Annotated in this window: 14 protein-coding genes; 10 read left to right on the top strand and 4 right to left on the bottom strand. The window is 71.6% G+C overall.

Features of this window, described 5'->3' with window-relative positions:
- Positions 1 to 53 precede the first annotated feature (53 nt).
- From bshA to AUC44_RS07450, 3 genes are all read left to right on the top strand, one after another.
- The gene (gene bshA / locus AUC44_RS07460; RefSeq protein WP_231724576.1) at positions 54 to 1172 is read left to right on the top strand and encodes an N-acetyl-alpha-D-glucosaminyl L-malate synthase BshA; all 1119 of its coding nucleotides are present in this window, start codon (positions 54 to 56) and stop codon (positions 1170 to 1172) included.
- Between the two features lie 200 nt (positions 1173 to 1372).
- Entirely contained in the window at positions 1373 to 3196 is a 1824-nt protein-coding gene (locus AUC44_RS07455) for an alpha-amylase family glycosyl hydrolase (protein ID WP_062158070.1), read from the top strand.
- 196 nt (positions 3197 to 3392) lie between these two features.
- Positions 3393 to 3779 (top strand): NADH-quinone oxidoreductase subunit 15, encoded by a 387-nt coding sequence (locus AUC44_RS07450; protein ID WP_062158069.1) that lies wholly within the window; start codon positions 3393 to 3395, stop codon positions 3777 to 3779.
- Between the two features lie 75 nt (positions 3780 to 3854).
- On the opposite strand, the gene AUC44_RS07445 is transcribed toward AUC44_RS07450, so the two are convergent.
- Positions 3855 to 4697 carry a hypothetical protein gene (locus AUC44_RS07445; RefSeq protein ID WP_082688982.1) on the bottom strand — a complete coding sequence of 281 codons (843 nt, stop codon included), beginning with the start codon at positions 4695 to 4697 and terminating at the stop codon, positions 3855 to 3857.
- A gap of 37 nt (positions 4698 to 4734) precedes the next feature.
- Positions 4735 to 5283 (bottom strand): gamma carbonic anhydrase family protein, encoded by a 549-nt coding sequence (locus AUC44_RS07440; RefSeq protein WP_062158068.1) that lies wholly within the window; start codon positions 5281 to 5283, stop codon positions 4735 to 4737.
- Positions 5284 to 5566: 283 nt separating this feature from the next.
- On the opposite strand from AUC44_RS07440, the gene AUC44_RS07435 reads away from it, so the two are divergent.
- The 5 genes from AUC44_RS07435 to AUC44_RS07415 all read left to right on the top strand — a co-directional run bounded on the left by AUC44_RS07435 (position 5567) and on the right by AUC44_RS07415 (position 11046).
- On the top strand, positions 5567 to 5818 hold the full coding sequence (locus AUC44_RS07435) for a cold-shock protein (protein ID WP_062158067.1): 252 nt from the start codon (positions 5567 to 5569) through the stop codon (positions 5816 to 5818).
- Between the two features lie 143 nt (positions 5819 to 5961).
- Complete coding sequence (locus AUC44_RS07430; RefSeq protein ID WP_062158066.1) at positions 5962 to 7140, top strand: YjgN family protein; 1179 nt, start codon at positions 5962 to 5964, stop codon at positions 7138 to 7140.
- Positions 7140 to 8213: a M48 family metallopeptidase gene (locus AUC44_RS07425; RefSeq protein ID WP_062158065.1), complete on the top strand. Its 1074-nt coding sequence runs from the start codon at positions 7140 to 7142 to the stop codon at positions 8211 to 8213. The genes AUC44_RS07430 and AUC44_RS07425 overlap by 1 nt, the downstream gene beginning before the upstream one ends.
- 43 nt (positions 8214 to 8256) lie before the next feature.
- Complete coding sequence (locus tag AUC44_RS07420; RefSeq protein WP_082688981.1) at positions 8257 to 9213, top strand: ROK family protein; 957 nt, start codon at positions 8257 to 8259, stop codon at positions 9211 to 9213.
- Positions 9214 to 9468: 255 nt separating this feature from the next.
- Positions 9469 to 11046 (top strand): L-glutamate gamma-semialdehyde dehydrogenase, encoded by a 1578-nt coding sequence (locus tag AUC44_RS07415; protein ID WP_062158064.1) that lies wholly within the window; start codon positions 9469 to 9471, stop codon positions 11044 to 11046.
- A gap of 157 nt (positions 11047 to 11203) precedes the next feature.
- Here the strand turns inward: AUC44_RS07415 and AUC44_RS07410 are convergent, their stop codons facing one another.
- A complete protein-coding gene (locus AUC44_RS07410; protein WP_062158063.1) occupies positions 11204 to 11551 on the bottom strand; it encodes a DUF4180 domain-containing protein in 348 nt (115 codons plus the stop codon).
- A gap of 43 nt (positions 11552 to 11594) precedes the next feature.
- Between AUC44_RS07410 and AUC44_RS07405 the strand changes: the two genes are divergently transcribed.
- A complete protein-coding gene (locus AUC44_RS07405) occupies positions 11595 to 12095 on the top strand; it encodes a DinB family protein (protein WP_062158062.1) in 501 nt (166 codons plus the stop codon).
- Positions 12096 to 12130: 35 nt separating this feature from the next.
- Positions 12131 to 13429: an aminotransferase family protein gene (locus AUC44_RS07400; protein ID WP_062158061.1), complete on the top strand. Its 1299-nt coding sequence runs from the start codon at positions 12131 to 12133 to the stop codon at positions 13427 to 13429.
- A gap of 62 nt (positions 13430 to 13491) precedes the next feature.
- On the opposite strand, the gene AUC44_RS07395 is transcribed toward AUC44_RS07400, so the two are convergent.
- The gene (locus AUC44_RS07395; RefSeq protein WP_062158060.1) at positions 13492 to 13890 is read right to left on the bottom strand and encodes an OsmC family protein; all 399 of its coding nucleotides are present in this window, start codon (positions 13888 to 13890) and stop codon (positions 13492 to 13494) included.
- Between the last annotated feature and the right edge of the window lies 1 nt (position 13891).

Raw genomic sequence — 13891 nt, 5'->3', positions numbered from 1 at the left:
AATTCGTCAGCTTGTGTGTCTGCCTCTGAATCCGCCGGACGTCGCCCGTGAAGGTGGCGGTGTTGTGTCACGCCAGTGCGGGCGGCTCGGGGGTGGTCGCCACCGAACTGGGGTTGCAGGTGGCCCGCGCCGGACACGAGGTGCATTTCGTGGGCGCGGCGCAGCCGTTCCGCCTGACCGGGCAGCGCTGCGTGAGCGGGCCGTACTTTCATCAGGTGGGCGGGTACGCGTACGCCCTGTTCGACCAGCCGTACCCGGAACTGGCCGCGGCGAACACCCTGACGGAGGTGATCCAGGAGTACGGGGTGGAACTCTCGCACGCCCACTACGCCATTCCGCACGCCACGGCCGCCATTCACGCCAAGGCGATCACGGGCCGCTCGCGGGTGATCACGACCCTGCACGGCACCGACGTGACGCTGGTGGGCCTCGAACCCGCCTTCCGCTCGACGACCCGGCACGCCATCGAGCGCAGCGATCACGTGACGGCGGTGTCGCATTACCTCGCGGCGCACACGCTGGAGGTGTTCGGGGTGGAGCGCGAGATCGAGGTGATCCACAACTTCGTGGACAGTGACCGCTTCGTGCGCGTGACCGATCCGGCGGTGCGCGCCCGCTTCGCGCATCCGGACGAGGCGCTGCTCGTGCACGTCAGCAACTTCCGCCCGGTGAAGCGCGCCGCGGACGTGGTGGAGGTCTTCGCGCGCGTGGCGTCCGAGATCCCGGCGCGGCTGCTGATGATCGGGGACGGCCCGGAGCGCGCCAAGGCGATGGAACTGGCGCAGTCGCTCGGCGTGATCGGCCGCACGCACTTCCTGGGCTCGTTCCCGGACGTGGAGACGGTGCTGGGCATCAGCGACCTGTTCCTGCTGCCCAGTCAGCAGGAGAGTTTCGGGCTGGCCGCGCTGGAGGCCATGAGCTGCGAGGTGCCGGTGGTGGCCTCGCGCGCCGGGGGCATCCCGGAGGTCGTGCAGGACGGCGTGACCGGCTTCCTGGCCGACGTGGGCGACGTGGACACCATGGCCGACCGGGCGCTCCGGGTGCTGCGCAACCGCGAGCTGTACCTCAGCATGGGGCAGGCCGGGCGGCAGGCGGCGGCCGGGCCGTTCCACCCGTCGGTGATCGTGCCGCAGTACCTCGCGGCGTACGAACGCACGCTGAGCGCGCGCTGAGCCGCCAGTCCCGCAGGCGCCCTGTCTGGGCGGCCCGGCCCAGGCCCACTTGACCGGGGCGGGGCGTCTGTCCCAGACTGTGGCCTAAAGTTCACAGGCAACGCTTGCCCCCACGCGGGCACGACCTCTCTCCGCAGATCCTGCGGGCAGAGGTCGTGCCCGCCTGTCCTGCTGTCTCATCCTCGCCGGAGGCCCCATCCATGAGTATCTTTCCCCTGCTGTCCACCCAACATGACCACACCCCCGCGTACACCGAGCGCCTGGGCGCGCCGCTGGGCGCCTCGGTGCGGGTGAGGGTCCGCACGACGCTGCCCGTGACCGGCGTGAGCCTGAAGTTCGTCCGGGTCGGCGAGATCGAGTCCGTGCCTGCCCGCGAGATCGCGCCGCTCGGCGACGAGCCGGGCCGCTGGTTCGAGGCGGACCTGCCCGTCCACGAGGGCCGCGTGCGCTACGCCTGGCAGCTGGACTTCCTGAACGACCACCTGAACCTGACCGGCCTGGGTCTGCACCGCACCCGCCGGGGCTTCCGCTCGTGGTTCACGTACCTGACCGGGCACACGGCGCCCGAGTGGGCCTGGGAGAGTGTGTTCTACCAGATCTTCCCGGACCGCTTCCGCAACGGGGACCCCACGAACGACGTGCAGACCGGCGAGTACGTGTACGGCGAGCGTGTGGTCGAGCACGTCGAGTGGAACACCCCGATCGACTCGTGGGGCGACATTCACGGGCATTACGGCGGCGACCTGAACGGCATCACGCAGGCGCTGCCGTACCTGCAGGACCTGGGCATCACGGGGCTGTGGCTCACGCCGATCTTCGTGTCGCCCAGCAACCACCGCTACGACATCACCGACTACCGGCACGTGGACCCGCACCTGGGCGGCGACGAGGCCTGGGAGGAACTGGCGCGCAGCGCCGGGGAGGCGGGCATCCGGATCGTGCTGGACGGCGTGTTCAACCACGTCGGGAATGAGAACGCGCTGTTCCGCGCGGCCGTGGACGACGAACTGTCTCCCGAGCGGGCGATGTTCACGTGGCGGGACGAGCCGGGCAAGCTGCCCTACCACGCGTTCTTCGACGTGCCCACCCTGCCGAAGATCGACTACCGCAACGAGACGGCCGTGCAGGAATTCTTCAGCGGCGAGGAGAGCGTCGTGCGGCACTGGCTGCGCCGGGGCGCGGCGGGCTGGCGGCTGGACGTGGCGCACATGATCGGCACGGGCGGCACCGACGAGGACAACCTCCCGCTGCACCGCACCCTGAAACGCGCCGCGCGCGAGGAGCGCGGGGACGCGTACGTGTTCGGCGAGCGCTTCTACGACCCGGAGCATGCCCTGGACGGCCAGGGCGAGGACGGCAGCATGAACTACCACGGGTTCGGCCTGCCCGTCATGCAGTGGCTGGCGCGCGCGAACATGATGTTCGAGCCCAGCCGCCTGAGCGGCGAGGAACTCGTGGAGATCCTCTGGGACGCGTACCACGCGCTGCCGCCGCAGGTGGCGCTGAGCATGTTCAACGTGCTCGAATCGCACGACATCGCCCGGGCGCTGTACCGCGTCGGCAACGACCGCACGCAGTTCCTGGCGGGCGTGACCCTGCTGATGGGCTACGCCGGGGTGCCCTGCACGTACTACGGCAGCGAGGTCGGCGTGACGCAGTCCCGCGACGGCGCGATGCCCTGGTGCCGCGAGGCGATGCCCTGGGACGAGTCGCAGTGGGACACGGACCTGCGCGGGCGCATGAAGGCCCTGATCGGCGTGCGCCGCGCCACGCGCGCCCTGCAGCGCGGCGGGCTGCGCTTCGTGCACGCCGAGGAGGACGCCGTGGCCTTCCTGCGCGAGTACACCCAGGAGGGCGGACTGGTCGAGCGGGCCGCCGTGATCGCCAGCCGCCGCGCCGAACGCCACGAGGTATCCCTCTCCCTGCCGGACGGCGAGTGGCGCGACGCGGTGACCGGCGAGGTGTTCCAGGGTGGGCACGTGACGCTGGACGCCTCGGGGGGCCGGATCCTGCTGCTGAACTGATCCGGACCCGGATTGACTGGTGTGCGCGCCGTTCGATCCGGGCAGGGACGACTCGCAGCGTGGGCGTGAAATGGGCAACCCAGTGAAATGCCGGGTCGTCAATGAAACAGCCGGAATCCGGATGACGCGGATTCCGGCGCGGGGCGTGGACGGCCGGTTCCACGCCCCGCGCCGCTGTGGGGTATGCTCGTGTCACATGTCACATGCACACGACTCGGCGTTGTACGCGCAGTGGGTGGAGTTGCTCGGCTGGCTGGAGGCCGAGGCGGGCGCCCGCGGTCTGGGCTTCGAGAAGGTCGCGGACTTCCCGGACTACATCTACCGCATGGAGCGCCCCTACGACCTGCCCACCACGGTCATGAGCGTCAGCCTGAGCGACCAGGGCCAGCCGCTGCTGGTGGCGGCCGTCAGCCCCCGCCACGTGGACCTGAAGGGCGTGTCGCTGCGCCTGATGGGCGGGAGCAAACACTGGCACCTGCACGCCGGGGAGCGCACGCTGCTGGAGGGCAAGCGGCCCTTCACGCGCGAGCGGCTGGCGGCGCTGCTGGACGGCGCGGTGCGGGGCGTACGCCAGAGCGCCTGACCCTGAACGCGGTGATACGCGGCGCGGGCTTCCCCAGATCAGCCAGGGGAGGCCCGCGCCAATGCAGGTCAGTGGTCAGTGCTCGCGGATCAGACCGCCTGCCAGGAAGTCCTGCACCATGGTTTCCAGGTCGTGCAGGGCGATGTCGGTGCGCAGAGCGTACTCGGCCGGGGAGATGTCCTCGCCCAGGGCGCGCATGAACGCGATGCCCGGCTGGCCGTGCTTGGCGCGGAACGTCTGGTGCATGTCGGTGATGGCGTTCAGGGCGTCCTTGCCGCGCAGGGTCAGCGCATAGTGGTGATGCGCCCAGCCGGCCAGGCTGCGCGGCAGGATCAGCGTCTGCGGGCGCAGCGGGGCCGGGAAGGCCCCCTCGTACGGAAGGGTGGCGGGTATGGTCGCGGTGATCTCTCCCTTCACGTAGAAGATCGCCCCGCCGGGCCGCGCGTGCAGGCCGGTGAAATCCTCGGTCAGGTTGAATTTCCAGGCGCGTGAGCCGATCCCGCTCAGGACGTGGGTCAGCTGCGCCGGCAGCGGGTGGGCGCTCAGTCGCGCGCCCTGCTCGTACAGGCTGAGCAGTTCGCCCAGCGCCTGCTCGCCCGTGGCGCTGGCGGCGGCGGCGGTCACGGCGCGCCCCTCGTAGAGCAGCACGAAGGCCTGCTGCTCCCCGTACGCGGCGTGCAGGTAGCCGTACCACGCCTGCTCATGCAGGTACTTCAGGAAGGCGTGCAGGTCGCAGAAGTGGTGGGTCAGCCCGGCGTGACTGGGGGTCGATTCCGGCAGGAAGCGCGCCAGGAAGGGCGCGGCCTCCGGGAACATGGGCCGCAGTTCCGTGACCGGATCGGCCGGGTCCGGCGCGGGGGGCGTGACGGGGGCGGGTGGGACTGCCGGGGTGTGGGGGGGGCCGCTGGAATCGGTCATGCGTCGCTCCGGGAAGAGAGTGGACAGCGCGGGGTGGTCAGGACACGCATTCTTCGGTCGCTGCCGGGCCGCTGTCCACCTCGGGCAGGTGACGCAGCCCGGCCTGGAACCGCTGGGCGTTCCTGACATACCGCTGCGCGTTGCCGCCGCTGGGCGCCGGGCGCACCACGCGGGCCGGCACGCCGACGGCCAGCATGCCGTCCGGGACATGGGCGCCTTCGGGCAGGACGGCGCCGGCGCCCAGCATGGCTCCCGCGCCCAGACTGCTGCCGCTGAGCATGATCGCGCCCATGCCGACCAGACTGCCGGGGCCGCAGGTCGCGCCGTGCACGACCGCGCGGTGACCGACCGTGACGTGATCCGCCAGCACGCAGGGCCAGCCGGCGTCGGTGTGCAGCACGGCGCCGTCCTGCACGTTGCAGCCGGGACCGACCGTGATGGGTTCCAGGTCACCGCGCAGCACGGCACCGAACCACACGCTCGCGCTCTGGGCGACCTGCACCTGCCCGATCAGATCGGCGCTCGGGGCGATGAAGGCGGTGGGGTGAATGTCGGGGTGATGCCCGTCCAGGGCGTAGAGCGGCATGCGGCCTCCAGAGGCGGTCACGGCGGGCGCCGCTTCCCCGCCGGCAGGGGCTGGAGGTCGGCGCGGCGCCGTGAACAGGTGAAGTGCCGCCAGGGTAGCACGGGGCGCGCGGGCCGCGCCGGGCGGTGTGGGCGGCGGCCAGGACCGCCCGCTCATAGTTGCCACATGAGCGGCGGGGGCCGTGCGATACTCCAGCTGTCTCAACGTGTTCTGCCACCATGAAGGGTTCAGCCTTAGAGGGCCGGACCCGGCTGGACGCGCGAATTGAGATGCAAGGAGAGTTATGGCTCAAGGTCGTGTGAAGTGGTTCAACGTGGAAAAGGGATACGGCTTCATCGAGCATCCGGGCAACCCCGACGTGTTCGTGCACTACAGCGCCATTCAGAGCGGCGGCTTCCGCAAGCTGAACGAGGGTGATGAAGTCGAGTTCGAGGTGGAGCCCGGCCAGGGCAGCAAGGGCCCGCAGGCCAAGAACGTCACGGTGACCAACGCCGCGCCGGCCCCCGTCGCCGCCCGCAGCGCGAGCCGCTGGTAGAGGCCGCTCCGAGGACCGCGCTGCACGGCAGACCGGGTGGGCCGCTGGGCTCACCCGGTCTGCCGTGCAGCGTGGTCGGGGTGCATGGGGCGGGGCGGTCAGGTCTGGCACCGCCCGGTCATCCCGCCCCATACCATGGGGGCATGAGTGAGTTCCCGCTGCCAGACCCGCGCCCGCTGGGCCGTCACGAGGTACTCCTGCCCGGACCGCCCGTCGCCCGGGTGCCCGAGGACGGCGCGGCCCGGCCGAACGTCGTCCGGCACGACCTGCGGTTCACGGGCAGCGCGGGGGAGTACTTCCGGCTGTGGATCGTGAACGTCGCGCTGACGCTCGTGACGCTGGGCCTCTACCTGCCGTGGGCGCGCGTGCGGACGCGGCAGTACTTCTACGGGCATACGTGGCTGGACGGGCAGAACTTCGAGTACCGCGCCAACCCGGCGGCGCTGCTGCGTGGGTACCTGCTGGTGGGCGCGCTGTTCGTGCTGTACAGCTTCGCCATGCAGCGGGAACTGTACTGGCTGGGGCTGCCGCTGCTGCTGGCGTACGTGGGCCTGTACCCGTGGCTGGTGTGGCGCTCGCTGCGCTTCCAGGCCGCGAACACCTTTCACCGGGGGCTGAACTTCTCGTTCCACGGGTCGGCGGGCGAGTCGTACGTGGCGTACGGCGCGGCGAACCTCGCCGCCAGCGTCGCGGGCATCTTCGCGCTGCCGTGGGCGTGGTTCATGCAACGGCAGTATCAGGTGAAGGGGCTGGGGTACGGGCAGGCGCGCGGGCACTTCCGGGGGGATGTCGCGCCGTTCTACCTGATCGGGCTGACGTCGCTGGGCCTCAGTCTCGTCGGGGGCGTGGTCGCGCTGCTGCTGGGCGGCGTGGTGGCCGCCGCGTGGTCGACCCTGAGCGGTGAACTGACCGCCGGGACGGGCGAGCTGTGGGAGCGGGTGTCGGGCACGACCTGGGCGATCTTCGCGGCAGTGGCGTACGTGTCGTTCCTGCTGCTGTACGTGGTGGCGTGGCAGTACGTGCGCGGCGCGACCATGAAGTACGTACTGAACAACGCCGAGCTGGGCGGCGTGGTGCGCTCGGGCGCCACCTTCAGTCCCTGGGGGCTGGTGTGGCTGAGCGTCACGAACAGCCTCGCGCAGGTCGTCACGCTGGGTCTGGCGACCCCGTGGGCCGCCATCCGCCGCACGCGCTACGTCCTGGACGGCGTGCATGTCCGCACGATCACCGACCTCGACCACTTCCGGGGGCAGGCGCAGCGGCCCGGCACGGCGCTGGGCGAGGCCGCCACGGAACTCCTCGACATCCAGGTGGGCTTCTGATGACCCGGCCGCCGCCGGCCGTCACCCTGCGCGGCGTGTACTTCGACGGCCACAGCAGCCGCGACCGAGCCGCGACGCTCACGCTAGGCGACCCGGCGTGGCTCACGCTGGACGGCGAGTCTCACTCGATTCAGGCCGGGGCCCTGCGGGTGGACCCACCGGTGCCCGGGGTGCGGCGGGTGATCCACCTGCCCGGCGGGGCGAGGTTCGAGACGACCGACTTCGCCCCGCTGCTCGCCTGGGAACGGGCCAGCGGGCGTAACCGCGCGCTCCGGGGCGTGGCGTGGCTCGAAGCCCACTGGGGAAGCGCGCTGGCGGCGGTGGCGCTGGCGTTCGCCCTGCTGGGGGGCTTCACCGTGTGGGGTATTCCGGCGCTGGCGACGCAGGCGGCGCGCGTCACGCCCCGGGGCGTGCTGGCGTCTTTCGACGCGCAGACGCTGCGCTTTCTGGAAGAACAGGATTTCATCGGGCCCAGTGGACTGCCCCGCGAGCGGCAGGCGCAGCTGCAACGCGAATTCCGGCAGGTGCAGGGCTGGGCGGGGGGCGGGTACCCGTACCGGCTGCTGCTGCGTGACGGTAAACCGGGCGGAGAGGCGGGCGTGGGGTCGAACGCCTTCGCCCTGCCGAACGGCACGATCGTCATGACGGATCAGCTCGTGGCCCTGGCCCGCAGTGACCGCGAGCTGCTGGGCGTCCTGGCGCACGAGACCGGGCACGTCACGCGGCGGCACGGGCTGGCCACGGTGTACCAGGGGCTGGGGCTGGGGCTGGTCACGACCCTGCTCACCGGGGACCTTGTCAGTGCGAGTACCTTCGCGGCGGCGGTGCCGGCGGCGATCCTGCGCGGCGGCTACTCGCGCGCGGCCGAGGCCGAGGCCGACCGCGTCTCGGCGGACTTCATGCGGGGCCGCTACGGCACCACGAAGCCCCTTCAGGACATCCTGACCCGGCTGGAGGCCGGCGCACGCGGACCGGACGCGCGGGACAGCGAGCCGACGTGGCTGGACATCTTCCGCTCGCATCCGGTCACGGCCGACCGGGTGGCGGCACTGAAGGCCCTGGACGCGCGCTAGCCGGCCGGCAGATGCGGAGAGCCGGGGATGCCAGAATGCGCGCGTGACCGGCCCCCTGACTGACCGCCCCGCTGACACCTCTCCCCTGCCAGCCCTGGCTCCCGTGCTGGCCCTGGATATCGGGGGGACGAGCATGCGCGCCGCGCTCGTGCAGGGCGGGCGGGTGCTGGAGCGCGTGGAGGCCCGCACGCCCCGCCCGGCGACGCCGGAGGCGGTGATCGCGGCGGCGCTGGAGCTGGCCCGGCCCCTGGCCGCGCGGGCGGAGGCCGTGGGGGTGGCCTGCGCGGGCGCGGTGGCGCGGGGCCGCGTGACGGCCACTGCGGCCCATACCTTTCCCGGCTGGGTGGACATTCCCCTGGCCGAGCGGCTGGGCGCGGGGCTGGGCCGGCCGTGCGCCGCGCTGAACGACGCGCGGGCCGCCGCGTGGGGCGAGTTCGCGGCGGGGGCGGGCGTGGGCACCACCGAGTTCATGTTCGTGACCGTCAGCACGGGCGTGGGCGCGGGGCTGGTGCTGGGCGGACAGCTGCATCTGGCAGGCAACGGCCTGGACGCCGAGCTGGGCTTCGTGAGTGTCCCGGCGCGGTGGCACGCGGGGGCGCCCACCCCGGCCGGGGCGCTCGCGCCGCTGGAGTTCGAGTCGAGCGGCACGGCCCTGAACGCCCGCGCCGCAGCGCTGGGCTTCGCGGACGCCCGCGCCCTGTGTGACGCCGCCGACGCCGGGGACGCGGCGGCGGACGCGGAGTACCGGCACTCGGCGGCGGGACTGGCGTGGAAGATCGCGGACATCGCCGCGCTGCTCGGCGTGACGCGCGTGGCGCTGGGCGGCAGCGTGGGCCTGCGCCCCGGCTACCGGTCGCGGGTGCAGGAGGCGCTGGCGGCGTTCCCGGAGCGCTACCGGCCCGAGGTGGTGCACGCGGCGCTGGGCGCGGACGCCGGGCTGATCGGCGCGGCGCTGTGGGCGCAGCGGTCTGCCCAGCGCGCGGCAGCCGGCATGGTCTGAGGCCGGGCGACCGGACCGGCCGGTCGGCGGACCAGCCCGGGGGCCACCCTCGCGGCGCCCGCCAGTGCGGCTGCACGCCGGCAGCGCCGCCGCGCCCGCGTGCAGCCCCAAACGGCCACCTTTCAATTGACAGGTCTGGGGCGCGTTTCGCCACCTGCGCCGAACCTCCCGGTCAGGCATTTTGAGCGTCTGACAGCGTGTTTCCCTGCCCCGGGGCGGGTGTGTTAGCCTCGCGGCAACCGCAAGGAGGTCCGTATGAGCAGCACCCTGATGGAAGGGTTCCTTCCCTTCGAGCATGAACCGTACTTCAACTTCAAGGACGAGCAGGTCGCCGCGCGGCAGCGCGCCGCGTTCACGCAGGTCCGCGAGCGGTACCTCGGCCAGACGTTCCCCCTGATCGTGAACGGGCAGGAGGTCCAGGGCGAGGGCACCTTCGACGTCCGCAACCCCGCCGACACGCGCGAGGTCGTCTGGTCCTTCCAGAAGGCCACCCCCGCGCAGCTGGACGAGGCCGTGCAGGCCGCGCAGGCCGCGTTCGAGGAGTGGCGCTTCACCGAGCCGTTCCAGCGCGCCACGATCTTCAAGCGGGCCGCCGAGCTGCTGCGCGCGCGCCGCATGGAGTTCAACGCCGTCATGACCCTGGAGAACGGCAAGAACTGGGCCGAGGCCGACGGTGAGGTCGCGGAGTCCGTGGATCACTTCGAGGTCTTCGCGCGCGAGGCCCTGCGCTGGGCGAGCGGCAAACCCGTGTACCCCATGCCGGACGAGCACGTCACGACCGTGTACGAGCCGCTGGGCGTCGTGGCCTGCATCAGCCCCTGGAACTTCCCCAGCGCGATCCCACTGGGCATGGCGCTGGGCGCGCTGGCCGCCGGGAACACCGTCGTGTGGAAGCCCGCGTCCGAGACGCCACTGTCGTCGTACCTGATGATCGAACTGCTGTTCGAGGCCGGGCTGCCGCGCGGCGCGGTGCAGTTCCTGACCGGCACGGACGACGTGCTGGGCGATCCCCTGGTCGATCACCCCGGCGTGCGGATGATCGCGTTCACGGGCAGCAAGGAGATCGGCTGCCGCATCTACGAGCGGGCCGCGCGGGTGCAGCCGGGCCAGAAGTGGCTCAAGCGCGTCATCGCCGAGATGGGCGGCAAGGACCCGACGGTGGTGTGCGCCGACGGTGACCTGGAGGCCGCCGCGACCGGCATCGTGCAGGCGGCGTTCGGGTACAGCGGGCAGAAGTGCAGCGCCTGCTCGCGCGTGATCGTCGAGGAGAGCGTGTACGACGACCTGCTGGTCCGGGTGGTCGAGAAGGCGCGCGGCCTGAAGGTGGGCCTGCCCGAGGAGAACGCCGACCTCGGCCCGGTGATCACGCAGGGCAGCGCCGAGCGCATCCAGACGTACGTGCAGGAGGGGCAGGGCCGCGTGCGCCTGCTGCTGGGCGGCGAGACGCCCGACGTGGGCGAGCGCGTGGGCGGCTACGTGGCCCCCACCATCCTCGCGGACGTGCCCGCCGACGACGCCCTGTTCCAGGAGGAGATCTTCGGCCCCGTCCTGGCGTTCACGAAGGCACGCGACTGGCAGCACGCCATCGAACTGGCGAACGACAGCGAGTACGGCCTGACCGCCGCGTTCTACTCCCGCGACCCCCGCAAGATCGACGAGGCCCGGAAAAAGATGCACGTCGGCAACCTGTACATCAACCGCAAGTGCACGGGCGCGCTGAGCGGCACGCACGCCTTCGGCGGTTACGGCATGAGCGGCACGAACGCCAAGGTGGGCGGCCCGGACTACCTGTTCTGGTTCCTCCAGACGAAGACCATCGCGCAGCGCTACTGATGCCCACTCCGATTGAATGGTCTGGCAAAAACCGTTCAATCCGAGCGGACGCGAGTGGGAGCCCAGAGGATTCCGGGCGTGGAGTGGGCAACCCGGTGCTCTGCCGGGTTGTCAACGAAACAGACGGAATCCAGATGACCGGGTACGCGGGCTGTGGTCAGGGTTGCCCACGCAGCCACGCCCGCCCCGCCGCCTCGCCCGGCACGAAGCGGATGAGTGGATGGCGGGCGTGCTCGCGGGCGAGTTCCGCGAAGCGCTCGCCGTACCGGGCCGGGTCGGGCACGACCACCGCGACGGGCAGGCGGTAGTTCACGAACTTCTGGAACAGCTCACCCAGCAGGCCCGTACGCAGGTTCAGGAAGTCGGGGCCCAGGTCGGTGTCGCGCAGCAGCAGCCCCGGCTGACCGTACAGCGCGCCAATCAGGGCCGGGATGTCCGCCGCGCGGCGCAGGCGCAGGCCCAGGTCGGACAGGGTCGTGACCTTGTCGGACTGTTGGGGTTCCATCCGCCCATTCTCGTTTCTCGCCTCAATCTGGGACACTAGCCACATGACGGATGACACCCGCAATCAACGCTCGCAGCTCGCGTTCGCCCGGCTCCTGCCGAAACTGTTCCGGGGGGGGCAGGCGTTCGTGGGGGTCGAGGCGTCCCTCAGCGGCCTGACCGACGAGCAGGCCGCGGCGCGCCCGGCGGGGCTGCCGCACAGCGTCGCGGAACTCGTGGCGCACGTGAACTGGTGGAACCGCTGGATGCTGGACATCATCGAGATGGGTCAGGCCCAGCCGTACCCGAAGCACGCGGCGGACACCTGGCCCGAGGTGCAGCCCAGCGACTGGCCGCGCGTGAAGAACGAGTTCTACGAGCTGCTGGCCCGCATCGACCCGCACGCGGCCCGCCCGGACCTGTCCAACCCCGTGAACCACGAGGAGACCATCGGGGAGCTGCTGGCGGACATGGCGCTGCATACCGCGCATCACTTCGGGCAGGTGGTGACGGTGCGGCAGGCGCTGGGGGCGTGGCCTCCTCCCGGCGGCGGCGACACCTGGTGAAGACCCGGCCCCCGCGCGGGCCGGAAAGGATAGTTATGTCGAACGTGTTCTACCGCAGCAGCAAGTCGTACCCGGTCGCCGTGCGCGCCGGGGGCGTGTTCATCGAGACGCAGGACGGCCGGTCGTTCCTGGACGGGTCGTCCGGGGCGCTCGTGGCGAACATCGGGCATGGGCGGGCGGCCGTAGCGCAGGCGATGGCCGCGCAGGCGTCGCGGCTGGCGTTTGTGCACGGCTCGCAGCTCACGAGTGACGTGCTGGAGGCGTACGCGTCGCGCCTCGCGGACTTCCTGAGCCTGCCCGCCTTCCGCTTCTGGGCGGTGTCGGGGGGCTCCGAGGCGAACGAGAGCGCGATCAAGCTGGCCCGCCAGTACCACGTCGAGCGGGGCGAGCCGGGGCGCTTCAAGGTGATCACGCGAGTGCCCAGTTACCACGGGGCGTCGCTGGGCGCGCTGGCCGCGTCGGGGATGGGCGCGCGGCGCGAGGTGTACGCGCCCCTGATCCGCGAGGATGCCTGGCCGAAGATGCCGAAACCCGACCCGACCCTGAGCGGCGAGGAGGACGCCGAGCGGCTGCGCGCGGTGCTGGAGGACGCCGGGCCGGAGTCCGTCGCGGCGTTCATCTGCGAGCCGGTGGTGGGCGCGTCGGACGCGGCGCTCGCCCCGAACGCCGGGTACCACGCGCGGATCGCGGCGATCTGCCGGGAGTACGGCGTGCTGTTCGTCGCGGACGAGGTCATGAGCGGGATGGGCCGCTGCGGCGCGCCGCTGGCCGTGCGCCTGGACGGGGATGTCACGCCGGACATCGTGGTGCTGGGCAAGGGGCTGGCGGCGGGCTACGCGCCCCTGGCAGGCCTGATGGCCAGCCCGCCGATCTACGACACGGTCATGGGTGGCAGCGGCGCCTTCAAGCACGGCTTCACGTACGCCGGTCATCCGGTCAGCGTGGCGGCAGGGCTGAGCGTCCTGGACATCGTCGAGCAGGAGGGTCTGGTGCAGGCGGCCCGCGAGCGCGGCGCGCAGCTCCTGTCCGGTCTGGAGGGCCTGAAGGCGCGGCACCCGCAGGTCCTGGCGGTGCGTGGGCAGGGGCTGCTGCTGGGCGTGGTGCTGGGCGATCCGGCGACCGGGCAGGCCTCCGAACGGCCCGGGCTGGCCGAACGGGTGGCTGCCGCCGCGCGCGAGGAGGGCCTGCTGACCTACCCGGGCTCCGGCGCGGTGGACGGCGTGCGCGGCGATCACCTGCTGCTGGGGCCGCCCCTGAGCATCACGGCCGCCGAGGTGAACCTGCTGCTCGAACGTCTGGACCGGGCGCTGCTGGCCATGACCGTTCCAGCCTGACGCCAGCTGGACGAGGGGGCCGCACCGGCATGTCCGGTGCGGCCCCCTCGTTCGGGCCCGGCTTACTCGACGCGGGTTTCCACGCTGATGTCGCTGTTCAGGCTGGCCGCCACGGAGCAGTACTTCTCGTGGCTGAGGTGCGCCGCCTTGCTCAGCGCGTCCTCGGTGACACCCTCACCACTGGCGATGTGGCGCACGGTGATGGTCGTGTAGCGCTTGGGGTCGGTGTCGGCGCGCTCGCCCTCGACCTCAATGCGGTAGCTCGCCAGGGGCGTGCGGCGTTTTTTCATGATCTCGACCACGTCGTAGGCGGTGCAGGTGGCCAGGGCGCCCAGCAGGGCCTCCATGGGGGACACGCCGATCTTGGTGGGGCTGTTGTCGATCAGGAGCTGGTGGCCGCTCTCGCTGACGCCCAGGTAACGCTGCTCGCCGAGCCAGGTGACGTTCAGGGTCTTCTTCATG

The organism is Deinococcus actinosclerus, from assembly GCF_001507665.1.
Lineage (GTDB): Bacteria > Deinococcota > Deinococci > Deinococcales > Deinococcaceae > Deinococcus > Deinococcus actinosclerus.
This window is presented reverse-complemented; position numbering and strand designations above follow the sequence as displayed.